The organism is Streptomyces sp. NPDC002958 (genome assembly GCF_055563255.1).
Map to the genome: position 1 here is coordinate 1 of NZ_JBVHDS010000021.1, position 16,108 is coordinate 16,108.

The 16,108-nt window shown below is 69.8% G+C and carries 16 protein-coding genes and 1 pseudogene; 10 read left to right on the forward strand and 7 right to left on the reverse strand.

Annotation, left to right across the window (positions count from 1 at the left end):
* Nucleotides 1-152 (reverse strand): LacI family DNA-binding transcriptional regulator (locus ACZ3IC_RS26810; RefSeq protein WP_467420195.1); only part of this gene is annotated, 152 nt, incomplete at its 3' end.
* A gap of 133 nt (nt 153-285) precedes the next feature.
* On the opposite strand from ACZ3IC_RS26810, the gene ACZ3IC_RS26815 reads away from it, so the two are divergent.
* Together ACZ3IC_RS26815 and thrS are read left to right on the forward strand one after the other, a co-directional pair.
* Entirely contained in the window at nt 286-597 is a 312-nt protein-coding gene (locus ACZ3IC_RS26815; RefSeq protein ID WP_467420061.1) for a LytR C-terminal domain-containing protein, read from the forward strand.
* A 333-nt stretch (nt 598-930) separates the two neighbouring features.
* Nucleotides 931-2,166 carry a threonine--tRNA ligase gene (gene thrS / locus ACZ3IC_RS26820; protein WP_467420062.1) on the forward strand — a complete coding sequence of 412 codons (1,236 nt, stop codon included), beginning with the start codon at nt 931-933 and terminating at the stop codon, nt 2,164-2,166.
* Nucleotides 2,167-2,177: 11 nt separating this feature from the next.
* Here the strand turns inward: thrS and ACZ3IC_RS26825 are convergent.
* The 4 genes and pseudogenes from ACZ3IC_RS26825 to ACZ3IC_RS26840 form a co-directional block, all read right to left on the reverse strand.
* Nucleotides 2,178-2,330 (reverse strand): annotated as a pseudogene (locus ACZ3IC_RS26825) (site-specific integrase); the annotation flags it as partial.
* A gap of 85 nt (nt 2,331-2,415) precedes the next feature.
* On the reverse strand, nt 2,416-3,288 hold the full coding sequence (locus tag ACZ3IC_RS26830; RefSeq protein ID WP_467420064.1) for a cytochrome c biogenesis CcdA family protein: 873 nt from the start codon (nt 3,286-3,288) through the stop codon (nt 2,416-2,418).
* A complete protein-coding gene (locus ACZ3IC_RS26835; RefSeq protein ID WP_467420066.1) occupies nt 3,285-4,043 on the reverse strand; it encodes a DsbA family protein in 759 nt (252 codons plus the stop codon). The genes ACZ3IC_RS26830 and ACZ3IC_RS26835 overlap by 4 nt, the downstream gene beginning before the upstream one ends.
* Nucleotides 4,044-4,098: 55 nt before the next feature.
* A complete protein-coding gene (locus tag ACZ3IC_RS26840; RefSeq protein WP_467420069.1) occupies nt 4,099-4,593 on the reverse strand; it encodes a hypothetical protein in 495 nt (164 codons plus the stop codon).
* Nucleotides 4,594-5,223: 630 nt separating this feature from the next.
* On the opposite strand from ACZ3IC_RS26840, the gene ACZ3IC_RS26845 reads away from it, so the two are divergent.
* The 3 genes from ACZ3IC_RS26845 (at nt 5,224) to ACZ3IC_RS26855 (ending at nt 6,778) form a co-directional block, all read left to right on the forward strand.
* A complete protein-coding gene (locus ACZ3IC_RS26845; RefSeq protein WP_467420070.1) occupies nt 5,224-5,457 on the forward strand; it encodes an FAD-dependent oxidoreductase in 234 nt (77 codons plus the stop codon).
* Between the two features lie 122 nt (nt 5,458-5,579).
* Nucleotides 5,580-5,924: a DsrE family protein gene (locus ACZ3IC_RS26850; protein ID WP_467420071.1), complete on the forward strand. Its 345-nt coding sequence runs from the start codon at nt 5,580-5,582 to the stop codon at nt 5,922-5,924.
* Between the two features lie 305 nt (nt 5,925-6,229).
* Nucleotides 6,230-6,778, forward strand: a complete 549-nt coding sequence (locus ACZ3IC_RS26855) for a Uma2 family endonuclease (RefSeq protein ID WP_467420197.1) — start codon at nt 6,230-6,232, stop codon at nt 6,776-6,778.
* 356 nt (nt 6,779-7,134) lie between these two features.
* On the opposite strand, the gene ACZ3IC_RS26860 is transcribed toward ACZ3IC_RS26855, so the two are convergent.
* Nucleotides 7,135-8,322: a helix-turn-helix domain-containing protein gene (locus tag ACZ3IC_RS26860; protein ID WP_467420073.1), complete on the reverse strand. Its 1,188-nt coding sequence runs from the start codon at nt 8,320-8,322 to the stop codon at nt 7,135-7,137.
* Between the two features lie 124 nt (nt 8,323-8,446).
* On the opposite strand from ACZ3IC_RS26860, the gene ACZ3IC_RS26865 reads away from it, so the two are divergent.
* The 4 genes from ACZ3IC_RS26865 to ACZ3IC_RS26880 are packed head-to-tail and all read left to right on the forward strand — an operon-like array spanning nt 8,447 to nt 15,629.
* On the forward strand, nt 8,447-9,055 hold the full coding sequence (locus ACZ3IC_RS26865; RefSeq protein WP_467420075.1) for a toll/interleukin-1 receptor domain-containing protein: 609 nt from the start codon (nt 8,447-8,449) through the stop codon (nt 9,053-9,055).
* A 10-nt stretch (nt 9,056-9,065) separates the two neighbouring features.
* Complete coding sequence (locus ACZ3IC_RS26870) at nt 9,066-11,294, forward strand: outer membrane protein assembly factor BamB family protein (RefSeq protein WP_467420078.1); 2,229 nt, start codon at nt 9,066-9,068, stop codon at nt 11,292-11,294.
* 16 nt (nt 11,295-11,310) lie between these two features.
* Complete coding sequence (locus ACZ3IC_RS26875; RefSeq protein WP_467420079.1) at nt 11,311-11,742, forward strand: hypothetical protein; 432 nt, start codon at nt 11,311-11,313, stop codon at nt 11,740-11,742.
* Nucleotides 11,739-15,629, forward strand: a complete 3,891-nt coding sequence (locus ACZ3IC_RS26880; protein ID WP_467420081.1) for an NACHT and WD repeat domain-containing protein — start codon at nt 11,739-11,741, stop codon at nt 15,627-15,629. Before ACZ3IC_RS26875 ends, ACZ3IC_RS26880 begins: the two co-directional genes overlap by 4 nt.
* On the opposite strand, the gene ACZ3IC_RS26885 is transcribed toward ACZ3IC_RS26880, so the two are convergent.
* Entirely contained in the window at nt 15,626-16,048 is a 423-nt protein-coding gene (locus ACZ3IC_RS26885; RefSeq protein WP_467420198.1) for a hypothetical protein, read from the reverse strand. The genes ACZ3IC_RS26880 and ACZ3IC_RS26885 overlap by 4 nt on opposite strands.
* Here ACZ3IC_RS26885 and ACZ3IC_RS26890 point away from each other — a divergent pair.
* On the forward strand, nt 15,996-16,106 hold the full coding sequence (locus ACZ3IC_RS26890; RefSeq protein ID WP_467420084.1) for an arginase family protein: 111 nt from the start codon (nt 15,996-15,998) through the stop codon (nt 16,104-16,106). The genes ACZ3IC_RS26885 and ACZ3IC_RS26890 overlap by 53 nt on opposite strands.
* Nucleotides 16,107-16,108: the final 2 nt, after the last annotated feature.

Genomic DNA, 16,108 nt, shown 5'->3' on the forward strand with positions numbered 1-16,108 from the left:
CCCAACTCCGACGCAGCCCGCTCCACCCGCTCGACCGTCTCCCGACGCGCACCCAGACCATTGAGAACCCGCGACACCGACGCAATGGAAACCCCGGCACGCTTCGCGATCGACACGATCGTCGGCTGCCCAGCGCTCGCTGTCCTCGGCACCGCTTTACCCCCATGTGTCGGCGAACTACCGGTTGCTGTAAACGTTTCCTAAAGGTGGAAACGTTTACAGATGTTGCAGTCCCGTTCCCCGGTCGTCAACAGGCGGTCAATGTGATCCAGCTCATGTCGGGGCATGGGAGGCGTGTTGCGGCTCTGTGGCAGCAGTTCCGGGGCCCAAGCGGCGCCCCGGTTCTCGGGCCGAGGGCGGGCGGGGCAGGCCGCAAAGGTTGCGGAAGCGCTGCGAACGGCGGGATGCGCCGTCGTCGGCACAGGAAACGCTCCCCGCGACGCAGAAAAGACATCGGTCGCATACCCGCAAGGACTTGACAGGCAGGCGCAGGCGCTGGCCTCCCGGCTGCCGGGAAAGCGAGCGACCCAGGACTCCGCAGCCGTTCCGGGCTCGGTGACATTGACCGTCGGCGAGGATTTCGATGGCATTCGCTGATTCGACGGACAGCCCTTACCGGCGTGCAGGCGTGGCCATACACCGGCCTCGGTCCAGTCCCGCAGCCGGCGCCAGGCCGTCACCCCGGAGCAGCCCACGGTCTCCGCTCCTGGCGTGGACGGTCTCGGCGGACAGCGCGCCGACACCGCAATGACCGTGTGGGCATCGCTACATTCTGCTAACGTCTGCGACATGATGCGCGCTGCTATGACGACGACGCCGGAGAGTGTCCCGGCGCGCTGACAGACGATCTGATCCGAAGCCCCGGGGCAAGTGCCCCGGGGCTTCGGCGTAGACCCGGTCACTTGCTCCGCATCCAGCAAGGAGACCGCGATGACCACCAAGCACGACCACCGCAAACTGGGCCGTGAACTGGGCCTGTTCGACACCCATCCACTGATCGGCGCCGGCCTGCCGTACTGGCTGCCCGACGGCGCGACCGTACGGCACACCCTGGAGGAGTACATCCGTGCCGCCGAGCGGCGGTCGGGCTACCAGCACGTGTACTCACCGGTACTCGGCAAGCGGGAGCTGTACGAGATCTCCGGGCACTGGGCGCACTACAGCGACGACATGTTCCCCCCGATGGACCTCGGCGGGGAGCAGGTGGTCCTGCGGCCGAGCCTGTGCCCTCATCACGCGCTGATCTACCGCTCCCGCTCCCACAGCTACCGTGAACTGCCCTTGCGAATGGCAGAGTTGGGAGGCATGTATCGCTCCGAACTCTCGGGCGTGCTCGGCGGACTGACCCGTGTGCGGGCCATCCAGCTCAACGACGCGCACATCTTCTGCACCCTGGACCAGGTCGCCGAGGAGGCGCAGGCGGCGCTGGAGATGATTCGCCGGGCGTACGAGGCGCTCGGCATCATCCCGACCCGTTACCGGCTCTCCCTCCCGGGTCCTGGTGGCAAGTACGTTGCCGCACCCGAGAAGTGGCAACGGTCCACCGCCCTGCTGACCGACGTCCTGGACCGCTCCGGCCTGCCCTGCGAGGCGGCCGAGGGAGAGGCCGCGTTCTACGGCCCCAAGATCGACGTCCAGGTCACCGACGGCGCCGGGCGGGAGTCCACTCTGTCCACCGTCCAGGTCGACTTCCACCAGCCCGAGCAGTTCGACCTGCACTACATCGGCGCGGACGGCGCCAAGCACCGCCCGGTCATGGTCCACCGCAGCATCATCGGCAGTGTGGAACGTGCCGTCGCCCATCTCATCGAAAGGCACGGCGGTGCCTTCCCCGCCTGGCTCGCCCCCACTCAGCTGGTCATTCTCCCGATCTCCGACACCGAACTGGCGAACGCCGCAGCCCTTGCCCAACGCTGCACCCGTCTCGGACTGCGTGCCCAGATCGCGGGACCGGACCGCGGCAGCCTGGGCGCCCGTATCCGAGAGGCCCGCCTGGTTCCCTATCAAGCCGTCATCGGCGCGAAGGAGGCCACTGACGATCACGTCGCACTGCGTTTGCGTGACGGACGCCGACTCCACCCGCAGCCGGTCAGTGACGTGCTCACCCGCATCAGCGCTCTCATCGGGGACCACAGCACCGACCTGTGGGCTGACGCCGCCTCATAGCAGCGTCGCGATCAGCGCCTGCTGTCGCCCGGGGCGAGGAGACTGGTGATCTCCGCGATGGCGTCGGGTGAGGGCTTGAAGTAGCGGCGGACGTTCTCCGGCTTCTTGTGTCTCGACTTGGCCATCAGCATCAGCAGGCTGGCCCCGGCCTCGCCCAGGTGGGTTTGATGTGGCCGATCTCGCCCGCGTGCGGCCGGCTGCCAAGTCGGCATTCGGGGCCGGTCACACGCGGGCGAACTATGCGCTTTCTCAGTCCAATGCGGAGGAGCCCGAATCATGCTCGCCCGCACCACGCTCCGAGTGGTCGCGGTCGGGCCACAGGAGCACGACAGCGGCGGCCAGCCCTGCGACGGCGGCCAGAACCACGAGCACCATCCGGTCGGAGATGGCGGCCCCGATGTGCGAAAGGCGCTCCTCCATCGCGAACTCGGTGTCGGCACTCATCAGTGACGGCAGGGCTGACGTCCCGTCGAACAGGAGGAAGGCGGCGCCGAGAGCGATGAACAGTGTGCCTCCCACCAGTGACGTGCTGTGCAGCGACAGGGGGCCCAGTGTCCCCGTTCTGCCCCGCAGCCATCGCTTCCTGCCGAGGTCGAATCGGTCCCACAGCAGGGCCAGGACGAACATCGGCAGCGCCATGCCGAGCGCGTAGACCGCGAGCAGAAGCCCGCCGTGCAACGGATCACCGTCGATGGCGGCGACGGTGAGAATGCCGCCGAGGATCGGTCCCGCGCAGAATCCCGCCAGCCCGTACACCGCGCCCAGAGCGACCACCGACAGCGCTGATCCCGAACTGCGGTTGCCGGCTGCCTGCTGCATTGTGCGGGAGCCGAACCCGAGCCCTAGGATCTGCGCGGCGCCCAGCGCGATGACCAGCCAGCCGCCTGCGCTGACCAGGGCATCCCGATGACCGTAGAACAGGCGGCTGGCGAAGGACCCGGCCACGCCCAGCGGGACCAGGGTCGTGCACAACCCCGCGTAGAACAGGGCCGTCCGCGCGAACAGCCTGGTGCGGCTGCTGAAGGAGTAGGCGAAGAAGGCAGGCAGCAGCAGGGCGCTGCACGGGCTGAGCAAAGCGAGCAGCCCGCCCAGAAAGGCGGCCAGTAGCCCCACTTCACTCATCGGCCGACCGCTTTCGCCGCCGCGTCGATGGTCTCCTTGAACGTTTCGGTCGGCTGCGCGCCCAGGATGGGCTTGCCGTTGACCAGGAACGCCGGCGTGCTGGTGACTCCCAGCCCGTACCCTTCCTCCTGGTCGCGCTGGACGGCCTGGCGGGCTGCGGCCGAGTCCATGTCCGCCTTGAACCGCTCGATGTCCTCAATGCCCGCCCGGACCGCCATGTCGACCAGGTTCTTCTCACTGAACGCTCCCGCGTTCCGCTCGCGCGGCTCGCTGTAGGCGACCTCGTGGAAGTCCCAGAACTTCTTCTGCTGACCGGCCGCCCACCCAGCCAGGGCCGCTTGCGTTGATTCGTCCCCGAAGACGGGGAAGTTGCGCCATTCGATGCGCAGAATGCCCTTGTCGACGTACGAGCGCACGAGGTCCGGTTCCGTTCTGCGCGCGAACTGCCCGCAGAACGGGCATTGGAAGTCGGAATACTCGATCATCACGACGGGAGCGTCGGCCCGGCCGACCGCGAGCGCGTCGGTCTTGTCCCGGCGGGCCAGGGCGAGCAGGCTGTCGTCTGCCGGCGCGGACTCGCCGGGCTCGGTCACGACCGCGGTGGGCTGTGCGGCGGACTTGGTCGCAGGGGTGTCGGAGCCGTCAAGGGTGAGCGCGAAGGCACCGGTGACCACGGCGGCGACGAGAACGCCTGAAGCCAGGATGGTCCGCTTGCGGTTGCGGCGGCGTGCGGACGGAGTGCTGGTGGACGTCATGACGTACCTCTCCTGATACGGAGGAAGGGAAGAGCGAAGGAAAGGGGGCCGGGCGTCAGAGGGAGACCGACGTGGGGCATGCCGACTGGGCCGACAGGCGGCGCAGGGCCGCTTCGGCGAGAAGCGCCACGGAGGCGATGGCGATCAGCGGTTGCAGCGGCGCCCAGTAGCTGAGCGCTCCGGAGGTGCCGAGCAGCAGCAGGACGGCCTTGTTGCAGACCGGACAGCCGACCGCCAGGAACGACAGGAATCCGCCCAGCCACCCGAGACGTCCACCGTCAGGAGAGTCCGGTGCCCCGGGTGCGGAGGAAGGGCGCACGTAGGTGCCCAGGACCAGCCCGGCCAGAACGGCCGTGCCGGCAAGTGCCGGATAGTTCCACCACTGCACGGGAACCGACCGGGAGAACAGCGGGTTGGGGATCACGTCCGTCGGCATACCGACGGCCAGTGCGGACAGCAGCGCACCGGCACCGGCTACAGCCCACTGCCGAAGCCGCCAGTCACGCAGCGCCAAACCCGCCCGGCTCAATGAGCGCGGGGAAGAAGACATGTACGAGTACTCCGTTTCTGAGGATTCAGTGACACGACACGGGGGTCGGCCTAAATCCGCAGAACGCAGAACAGGACAGCAGGTGGAGGCGGGGCAGGCCCCGAGGGGAAGGCACGGGCGGGAAGCGCCGCCCCGGGTACGGACAGGGCACGGGTGACGGCCATCCACTGGCCGGAACCGGCGTGCGCGCCGTGGTCGGCGCGCTTCGCACTCGATTCCACCACGGCCTTTTTGGTGCACGGGGACATGGAACGATCAGAAGCTGCCACGGGACCCAGACGCTGGTCCGCTGTCGTCTGGAGGGCGCTCACCGTACGCGGGCCCATCCCGTTGCCGGATCCGCCCCGCGCAGCGTGACCAGCGATGCAGAGCGTTGCGACTGCTGCCAGGATCACGGCCAGGATGGCCCGGACGCTGCGCAGAGCCGCCCCGTGCCTTCCTGGTTTCATGCCACGCCATCCTCAAGTCGTCCGCAAGAGCCCCACGATAGGTCACACTCCGGCTAGCGTCTCATCCCTGGCTACGGGTGTTTCACACCGCGCTGTGCCTGTGGTGCGCCCTCGCCCGGGCCGTGACCGTTCCGGCCCTCTGCGCCTCACTCGTGTTCCCGATCCGCCACGGTCACCCGCCGTGGCCCCGGCACCTTCGCAAGACAGCGGCCGAGGCGCGCTCGCCGAGCAGGCCGGCATCGCCCTTGGTCCGCACGGCGGTATCCGGGTCGACGAGCGTCAACGCATCAGCGACCGGCACGTCTACGCAGTGGGGGGTGCCGTGGAGAAGATCGACCACCTGTCCAGGGGCGGGGTCCTGTCCCCCTGGCCAACCTCGCCAACCGGCACGGCCGCCTGCGGGCGGCAGTGCTGACCGGCCGACCCGTACGGAGTGTGCCCGCCACCGGCACGGCGATCGTGGAGGCGTCCAATACCCCACCGGGTATTCTGGAGGTCGGCGCGGCCGTCGACTCCAGGTGTGGGAGGCTGTGTTGCGTGCCTACTTCCCGAGCGGACACCGTCCGCGTCGTCGTTGCCGCTCCTCAGCCCGACCGCGTCGCACGGGCCACCATGAACCTACTGGCCGCAGCGGACCGCCCGCTGGACGTCGAGATCGTCCTCTACGGTGCGGGCGTCGACCTGATCCTCGACCGGACCCCGCCCGCCGAAGCGACGGCGCTGCACGAAGCCGGTGCCCGTGTACTGGTCTGCGCCAACACCCTCAAGGGCCGCGGGCTGACAGCGGAGGTTCTCCCTCCGTGGGTCGGCGTCGTGGACGCGGCCGTCTGGCATCTTGCCCTGCGGCAGCACCAGGGGTGGTCGCTCGTTCCGGTCTGGTGACGGGTCGGCCACGCGGTCACCGCGACGGCCGCCGCCGGAGTGCTCGCGGCGGACACCGGGGCCAGGCACGGCAGGCGCGGGCGAAGCTTGCCGAGCGCACTGCCCTGGCGGCCCGATTCGGCCTACCCGGAGCGCCAGGCTGCGGGCTCGCCCCTGGCGGTGGGTCAGGCACCGCTCACCGCGTGACGGCATCAACTACGCTGTCACCAGTTGCGTGGCCCGTGTCCGCGTTCCGGGATCAGGCCCCCTTGACCATCTCCTGAAGGCGCCTGGAGGAAGCTGTGACCGCCGAACTTCCTGACTGGATGTTTCCGCCCAGGCCGAGTGGCTGGGAGGCAGACGACCTCGACCATCTACCGCAGGCACCGCGGCACACCGAACTCATCGACGGAGCCCTGATCTTCATGATGTCGCCGCAGCGGTCCTGGCACGCCCGGATCGTGGAGAACCTGACCTTCGCCCTGCGTCAAGCGGCTCCCGCCGGGTTCGGGGCCGAGAGGGAGATGACCGTCCGCCTCGACAAGAAGAGCCGCCCCGAACCCGACCTCCTGGTCACCACCGTCCCCTACGACCCGGACCGCACCTGGTTCGCGCCCGAGGATGTCGCTCTGGTCGTCGAGGTCGTATCCGAGGAGTCTGTAGACCGCGACCGGTCCCTGAAACCTTTCAAGTACTCCCAGGGCAAGATCCCGCACTTCTGGCGCATCGAGGACGAGGCCGGGACCCCCACCGTCCACACCTATGAACTGGACGACATGACGCGTACTTACGTGCCCACCGGCATCCACCGAGGCCGACTGAAGGTCTCCGTTCCCTTCCCCCTCGACATCGATCTCGACGCCCTCGTACCGTGAACCCGGCCGTGGCCGAGGAGCGGAGGTTTGTGTGGGCCGTGACGCTCATATGACGCGTCGGCCGTCCCGGAAGATCCACGGAGAGCCGAGGAACCTCAGCCTGACCTGGTAGTTTTCCGATCCCGTCCAGGCCGACGTGATTCCGATGACGTCGCACGTGGAGTGTGTGGCTATTCTGGAGTCTGTGGAAAAGGGTGCCTGATCTGCGGTTTTTCCTAGGTTGCTCAGGCGTGGCGGGGATACTCGACCTGTTTTCCGAAGTGCAGCGGGTCGAGCGGACGGATCGCCGTTGAAGGGGCCTGACCTGCGGATTCATGGGGGATGCGCTCGCATCGGCGACGGCACCGTCGCGACTGTCAGCCGATCGCGAGGGCGGCCGATGCGTCGATGAGGGCGAGTTGGCCCGGGCTGGCTCTCCGGGTCCGGGCCTGTTCCACGAAATGGCCGAGCTCCGCGCGGACGGTGGCCGAGTCGATGCGCTTGATCACGGGCAGCGTGGCCTCGACGATCTGACAGGCGTCGTCGAGGCGGCCGACACCGGCCAGGGCTGTCGCCTGCCGAACCGCAAAGCGGGCCTGGGAGTTGCTGTCCGCCGGGACGGCCGGCCGGTGCTCGGCGGCGAAAAGGTCGGCGGCCAGCTCGAAGCGACGGAGGCTGAGCATGCAGGACGCCTCGATGAGCCGAGGGTTGCCGTTCTCGATGCGCGGGCCCCAGTGAGGGGTCCGGTCGCCGATGACCTCGGCGACGTGGCTTCTGAACCGCTCCAGTGCCCCCCGGCAGGCCCCCGCATCGCCACGGCGCGCATGCCCCTGGGCCGCGCGTCGCGCGGCGTGCGCGCGGATCACCGGGTTGGCCGCCGGGTGCCCGGCCGCCTGGTCAGCGAATCCGATCGCCGCATAGGTGTCACCGCGGTGCTGGGCGATGAACGCCTTGCGGACCAGGGCATACGCGGCCACCGTTTCGTCCCCGCCGTGTGCGCCCCAGCGGACAGCGAGATTCGTCCAGCGCAACGCCTCCGCGGGATTTCCCGCCTCTTGTGCCATCCACCCCGTGTATTCGGCGAACCTCGAGGCCAGCAGCCAGATCTCGGCACGCTGTTCGCCAACGGCGTGCGGACCGGCGTCCGTCAGGATCCGCGTGATCGACTTCATCGAAGCGGTGACGAACCTTGGTCCGGTGGATCTGCCGATGTCCTTCAGCTCCCGCAGGACCCGCTCGTACCCGGCGACCACGGGGCCGGCCTCGACGACGCCCTCGGCCCGGGCGCCGCGGCGGCCGGCCCCGGCCAGCTCGACGAGTTCCCCGCCGGTACCGAAGGCCGCGTCGCATGCCGCCGCCACAGCGGGCGTCGGGTTGCGCAACCCGCTCTCCAGATTGCAGATCTGCCCTTCGGACACATTCGCACGCCGGGCGGACTCGCGCACGCTCCACCCCCGACGTGCCCGGAGTGTGGCAAGGACGACGCCGAAGTCGCCCGGTGGTAGACGCGTGCTGGTCGATCTCCCTGCCGAGACCGTCTCTGCCGCGCTGTCCGCCGGATCCATACCCGCCAGCGTACGGAACCTTGCGGCGGCTATTCAATCCTCGGTGAATAGCGACCGAGCGTGTACTCCACCCCTAGGGTGAGCACGATGCCTGACGTCAAGGCTTCCCAGAGAGGGGGAAATTGTGCCGCGCATCTTCCTCAGCTTTCGCAAACCGGACTCCCGGTGGATGCGAGACCGCGTCTACCGCGCGCTGTCCGACCGCCTAGGTGCCCACGAGATCTTCAAGTCGGGCCAGTCGATACCGCCCGGGGCTGACTTCGCCGAGATCCTGCGGCGGCAAGCCGCCGAGTGCGAGCTCATGTGCGTACTGATCGGGCCAGGGTGGCTCGACGCGCGGGGCGGGGACGGTGTGCGGCTCCTGGACCGGGCTCACGACTGGGTCCGCCTGGAGATCGCGACAGCTCTGCGGGCGGGAAACCGCGTCGTCCCTGTCCTCCTGGGTGACGCGACGATACTGCCCGACGCCTCGGCGCTGCCGGCCGAGATCGCGGAGCTGGCGCGCCTGCAGTTCCTCCGCGTTCCGGAGACCCATCTGCCGGACGGGCTGGAGCACTTGAGCGATGCGGTGACCGCTCTCCTGTCCGATACCGACATCGACCCCGCTGTCGAACCCGGGCACGGCACGGCGCCGACCGCCGATCCGGAGCCGTCAATGACCATGACGGCCCATGTGTCCGGCGGCGGCAGCGCCTACCAGGCGGCCCGTGATCAGACGATCAGGCTGGCGTGAGGGGCTGACGATGGATCATTCCGGAGCAGACGGTGCTCATCGGATAGGGCCGTATGCGCTGCTCGGAAGAGGGAGCACGGTCGGCGGAAGCGAAGTCTTCGCGGCCCGCACGGATGAGGGGCTACTCGTCACGGTCACGGTCGTGGGGCCCGAACTCGCCGCGGACCCGGGGTTCCGGGACCGGTTCCGAGCCGCCGTCGAGCCGGCAAGGACGCTGTCCGGCGCCTTCCTCGTACCGGTGGTGGATGCCGACGCCGACGCGCCGGTTCCTTGGCTGGCGACCCAGTTCACCGCCGGACTGCCGCTCCGGCAGGTGGTGGACCGGCACGGCCCGCTGTCCGAACCGGCCCTGCGGGTGCTCGCCGACGGCCTCGCCCGGGCGCTGGCCGCACTCCACGCGGCCGGTACGGTCCACGGCGAGGTGAACCCGGACTCGGTGCTGCTGACCATGGACGGGCCCCGCATCACCGCCCTGGGGATGGCGGGAGCCACCGGAAGTCCGGCACCCTCACCGACGGACGACATGTTCGACCTCGGGTCGACCGTGCTGTTCGCAGCTTCCGGAGGCGGGCCGGACACGGGCGCCCTCCCCGTGTCGCTGCGTGACGTGATCGGCGGCTGTCTGTACCCGGAACCGTCGGACCGTCCCACCGCGGAGCAACTCATCGCCTACCTGAGGAATCAGAACCTGCCTGCCCTGGCGGGCAGTTGGCTGCCGCCGGCGGTGACCGCCGACATGGCCGCCGCGACCGCGGCGGTGGGATCGGTGTCCGCCGGGGGCGGTGGCCGGGGCCCGTTCCCTCCGCCGCCGGTGATCGCTGCCGACACGGGTGTCAGCCGCCGGAAGCTGATCACCGCTCTGGCAGGGGGCGTGGCCGTACTCGGCGGAGCCACGGCAGCGGCACTCGCCTTCTCCGGCGACTCGTCACCGGCACCCGACGGCCGGGCCGGCGGGCCCGGGTCCACTGCGCGGCCGGCCTCTCCGTCAGCCGTGCGATCCCCGTCGGCCTCCTCTGCGTCGCCGTCCTCGACGGACGGACCGGAATCGATCGTTCTGGCCGGACCCGACGCCGTCAAGGCATGGTCAGAAGCCGGAAAGCATGCCCCCACCTGCCTGGAAGCGTCCGACAAGGTGGTCATGGTGGTCACGGACACGGCCACTTCCTTCCTTGACGCCGCGACCGGAAAATCCGCGTTCCCCCCGCTGAACACGACCAACGACTTCGGCACGACCAGCCTCAAGTACCCGACGGCGTACGCGGACGGAGTGTTCTACCTGCTCTGCGACACACCGAGTCAGTCAGGCGTGCTGGCGGCGTTCGACGCCGCCAGCGGGAAGGCGAAGTGGGCGACCAACCTTGCCGACGCCGATCCCGGCGGCGGCGGCACGTATGTGTCGTACCCGAGCAACTATGTGGCAGTCGCGGGGAACACGGTCTATGTATGCGGGCAGGTGCTCAAGATAGACGGGGAGTTCTCGGCCAAGTCTCCGATTACCGGCTACATCCGTGCGTTCAACGCCGCGACCGGTAAGGGACTGTGGCAGGTCAAGGGCACGGACATCAACAACGTGCTCGTGCCGCCCTCCGGTTCTCGCCTGCTGGCCGCCTCGGCCGTTCCGGGCAAGAAACCCAGCCGCGTCCAGATGATCGACGCCGGCAGGAGAGGTGCCCGCGGCTGGAAGGTATCCGTCCCGCACGCCTCGTTCTACTTCACCACCGGCTGGCCGCTGACGTGCTACGCCGCCGGACTGTTCCTGTTCGCCGGCGGCAACGGCGACACGCTGTTCGCCGTCGACGCGGCCACGGGCAGCGAGAAGTGGCATCAACGCTTCGAGGCGAAGAACGGGGACCAGGTCCGGATCGGCGCCCCGTTCTCCAGCCTGGACGGCGCGACCGTCTACGTACCCGTCGGCAGCGACCTGGCCGCCCTGGCCGTGGCCGACGGCACGCTCCGGTGGGTCGCGGTGCTCGACGGCGCCAGCGACATGGGCCGTTCCAACCTGTTCAACGCCTCCCTCAGTGTTTCCGGCAAGAGCGCGCAGTGTTCGGCCGACACCGTCTTTGCCACCGACAGCGCCAAGACGCTGTGGGCCATCGACGCGGCCACCGGCAGGGCCCGGTGGAGATACAGCGACCCCGGGCAGCCGGACGTGGGGTTCCTGTGGACGGTGGGCGGCGACCACGTGTTCATCGCCTCCCACCTGACAATGACCGCGATCGTGGCCCACGGGCGGTAGGGGACAAGGAGTAGACATGGAGACGAGTGTGGAACTCGCCGGCCTGGCATCGGCGGCCGCGGCGCGTCTGATCGACCTGCTGGCGACGGACGGCTGGGCCGCGGTCAGGTCCTCGGTCCTGTCGCTATGGCGGTCCGCGCACCCGGAGCGCGTCGAGGAGGAACTCGCCGACGCACGCGGCGAGTTGCTTCAGGCGCAGCAGACGGGCGACGGCGAGGAGCTCCAGGGGCTGCTGGTCGCCGAGTGGCAGGCCCGCATCATCCGGCTCATGGCCACGCGGCCGGACGCCGTCGACGAGCTGCGCGCGCTGTTCGGCGGGGAACTGCGCGCTGCCGGAACCTCGGAACAGCAGATCACGGGCTCGATGACGCTGGAGGCACACGTCTCCGGCGGCGATGCGTTCCTGGCCGGCCGGGACATGAACGTCACCAGGGGCGGACAGGCGTGACGGAACGCAGCACCGGTGACTCGCCCCCCGACGGGCCGCCCCTCTGGCAGCCGAAACGGCAGGAGGCGAGCGCGACCGGCGGCGGCAGCGTCTTCCAGGCCGGCCGCGACCTCCATGTTCGCCTCGGCGACCAGGGGCGCAGAACCGTGCCCGGTCCCGGCGCCGACCAAGTCCCTTGCCCATACCCGGGCTTGGTCCCGTTCGACGCGCAGCACAAGCAGTGGTTCTACGGCCGTGAGCGAATGGTTCACCTCGTGTGCGAGCGGATGGACGCCCGGATGCGTGAGGGCGGCCCGCTGGTGCTGATCGGCCCCTCGGGGGCCGGGAAGTCGTCCCTGCTCGCGGCCGGGGTACTGCCGGCCCTGGACGACGGCCGGCTTCCGGTGGCGGGTTCGAGCACCTGGCCGCGGCTGCTGCTGACCCCGACGGCATCCCCTGCCCTCGCACTGGCGGCCGCCGCCGGGCTCGACGCCGAGACCGCCCAGCGCACGGCACCGGCGTGGCGGGCCGATCCCGCACGGTGCCTTGCCGAGCTGCGCGAGATCACCGGAGCCGGCGATCCGGAGCCCGCCGGGGAGTCCCCCTCCGCGGGCCTGGTCGTCGTGGTCGACCAGTTCGAGGAGATCTTCACGGCCTGCGGCGACGAGACCGAACGACAGTGGCTCATCGACGTGCTCGACCGTCTGGCCCGGCCCACGGGCGGGGCGGTCGTCGTGCTGGGAGTGCGCGCGGACTTCTACGCCGCGTGCACGGCCCATTCGCAGCTCCGGGCGGCGCTCCAGGCCGGTCCGGTCCTGCTGGAGCCGATGACGGAGGACGAACTCAAGGACGCGATCCGCCGCCCGGCCGACAACGTGGGACTCGACGTCGAAGACGGCCTGGTCGAGGTGCTGCTGACGGAGCTGGGCACGGTCGGGGGACCGGTCGGGACGAGCGCCACGGGCCGGCTGCCGCTGCTCGCACACGCGCTGCGGGCCACCTGGCAGCAGCGCCACGGTCACACGCTCACCGTGGACGGATACCGCGTCACCGGCGGCATCCAGGGCGCTATCGCCACCACGGCGAACAGGCTCTACGACACCCTGCCGCCGCCCTGCCACGAGGCCGCACGGTGGGTGTTCCTGCGGCTGGTCATCGTAGGACGTGACGCCGACGACAGCCGCCGGCGCGTCCGGTACGACGAGCTGCTGCGTCACGCGCCGGACCGGGATGCGGCCGCCAGAGTCCTGGACGACTTCACCCGTGGCCGGCTGCTGACCCTGGACCAGGACACGGTGGTGATGACCCACGAGGTGCTCATCCGCGCTTGGCCCCGGCTGCGGAACTGGATCGAGCACGACCGCACCGGGAACCTCGTACGACAGGATCTGGAAGAGGCGGCCGCGCTCTGGGAAGATGCCGGCCGGGAGGCAGCCGCGCTGTATCGCGGCAACCGCCTGGAGGCCGCCCTCGCCTGGGCCAAAACGCACGGGCCGGAGCTCAGCGGCGCCGCCCGGGCCTTTCTGGCAGCCGCCCGCCACCACCAGCGGCGCGGGCAACGGCTCCGCCGCGCCGCGGTCGCCACCATCACCGCCCTGGCCGTGGTCGCCTCGCTGGCCGCGGTGTTCGCCTTCCGGCAGGAGTCCCACGCCCGGGACGCCGCCACCCGGGCCCTGCGCTCCCGCGACGAGGCCATCAACGCTGCCGTCACCTCCACGTCCGTGCAACTGGGCCCGACCGATCCCTCGTTGTCCGCCCAACTCGCGCTGACCTCCTATCGCATGGACCCCACCCCAGATGCGGCGTCCCGGCTCATCACGACCCAGAACACCCCGCTGGCCACCCGGCTTCCCGGCCCGCGCGGCGCGGTGTACACCGTGGCCTACAGCCCCGACGGGCACATGCTGGCGGCCGGGAACGTCCACCAGAACCTCGTCCGGCTGTGGGACGTCTCCGATCCCGGCCGTCCGGTGGCGCTGGGCCAACCCGTGCCCGTGGACCGTTCCGTCAATTCGATCCTGTCGCTCGAGTTCAGCCCGGACGGCCAGGTGCTGGCCGTCGGCGGCCACACCAGCCACAACGGCGACGGCGGTTCCGGCGGATTCGTCGACCTGTGGAGCCTGACCAGCCCCAGCCACCCCGTCCTGCTCGGCCGGCCGAAGAGTCCCGCCATTCAGGGCTTGGACGCCGCGACCTCCATCGAATCGCTGGCGTTCAGTCCCGACGGCCGTACCTTGGCCGCCGGATGGCACGCCGGACTCGTCAGCCTGTGGAACGTCACCCACCCCGACGACGTCAAGCCCGCGGGAGCGCCCCTGAGCCTCGACTGCCCCGACGTTTTCTCCCATCGCGTCGCGTTCAGCCCCACCGGGCACACCCTGGCCGCCGCATGCGACGACGACGCCGGCACGATCGGCCTGTGGGACACCACCGACCCGGCCCACCCCGACCGCGGCCGTTCCCTGAAGGCCGGGCATCCCGTCAACTCCCTGGCGTTCAGCCCCGACGGCCGCACCCTGGCCGCCGGATCCACCGACAGCACGGTCCACCTGTGGAAGGTCGCCGACCCCGGCCACCCCGCACCCCTGGGCAAGCCGCTGACGGGTCCCGCCCAGCCCGTCATGTCGGTGGCTTTCAGCCCCGACGGTCACACCCTGGCGGCCGGCAGCGCCGACCACACCGTCCATCTGTGGAACGTCACCCACCCCGGGGCCATCGGCCCTCTGGGCCGGCCGCTGACCGGTCCCGGCAACGCGGTCACCGACGTGGTGTTCAGCCCCGACAGCCGCACCCTGGCCGCCGGGAACATGGACGGCAACGTCGATCTGTGGAATCTGCCGCCGACCCGGATCATCGGCGCCGGCGGCAATGTGGCATCCGTGGCGTTCAGCCCCGACGGGCGCACCCTGGCCGCAGGAAACCAGAACAAGACCGTCTCGCTGTGGAACACCGCCGACCCCAACAACCCCGCTCCCCGCGGTGATCCGCTCACCGGCCCCGAGGACGCGGTCGACGCCGTGGCGTTCAGCCCGGACGGGCGCACCCTGGCCGCAGGCGACAGCGGCGGCACCGTCACGTTGTGGAACACCGCCGACCCCAGCCATCCCGTTCGCTTCCCTGAGACCCTCACCGGGGCGAACGGGCTCATCTTCTCCCTGGCGTTCAGCCCCGACGGCAACACCCTGGCCGCGGCCGGCGACGACAAGCTCGGCAGCATCGCCCTGTGGGACGTCAGCGACCCCGCAAAGCCCGTCTCCCGGTCCGGCATCTCCAATTCACACACGAGGTCCGTCGCATCCCTGGCGTTCAGCCGCGACGGCACGATGCTGGCGGCCGGCGGCGACGGCAGCAATCGGGAAGTCGGACTGTGGAGTACGACGGACCCGGGGGTCCGTATCGGGGAGCCGATCCCCCAGCCGACCGCCACCAGGACCTGGGTGGCGTTCAGCCCGGACGGCCGCACGCTCGCCACCGGGAACAGCCGCGGCACCGTCACCCTGTGGAATGCCACGGACCCCAACCACCTCACGCGCAGGGGCAGTCCCCTGACTGTGCCCGGCGGCAGCCTGTGGTCGGTGGCGTTCAGCCCGGACGGGCGCACCCTCGCAGCGGCCGGCCACACCGACAACGGCACCATCAACCTGTGGAACGTCACCGATCCCGACCACCCCACCGCCATCGGCCGGCCGCTGACCGTGGATACGGGATTCGTCGCCGTTCTGGCGTTCAGCCCGGACGGTCACACCCTGGCTGCCACCACCGACGACGGCGTGGCCACGCTCTGGGACCTGAACGTCGAGTCCGCCATCAGCCGTATCTGCGCCGGGAGCTCCGGTGCCCTGAGCCGGCAGCAATGGAGCCGATACGTTCCCGAACTGCCGTACGAACCACCTTGTGTGACCACCTAGTGTGATGCGCCGGAGATCCGTTGGCAGAAGCGGGCGAGGGAGTCGAGGATCTCCTCGGCCGTCTTGGTCCAGATGAATGGTGTTGGGTTTTCGTTCCACTCCTTGACCCACGCACGGATGTCGGCTTCCAGGGAACGCACGCTTTTGTGGGAGCCGCGGCGGATCTTCTGGTCGGCGAGGAAGCCGAACCACCTCTTCACCTGGTTGCCGCAGCGTGCACCGGGGCCGGTCAGGCCGCCAGCCTGACCCTCGCCCAGGTCCGGGACCCGGGTGCGATCTGCGAGGATGCCTACCGCCCCGGCGGCCTCGTCACGGTCATCCGCGGCGTCGACCCGGGGGGCGCTGTTCGCACTAGGAGGAAGGAAGGTGCACGTCAGCCTGGACGTCGACGTACTCGATCTGGTGTACGTGTCGAACACGGGGAGCAAGGAGCCTTTCGGAGCCTCCCCGGAGCAGGTCAGACACGTGATGGCGTGATG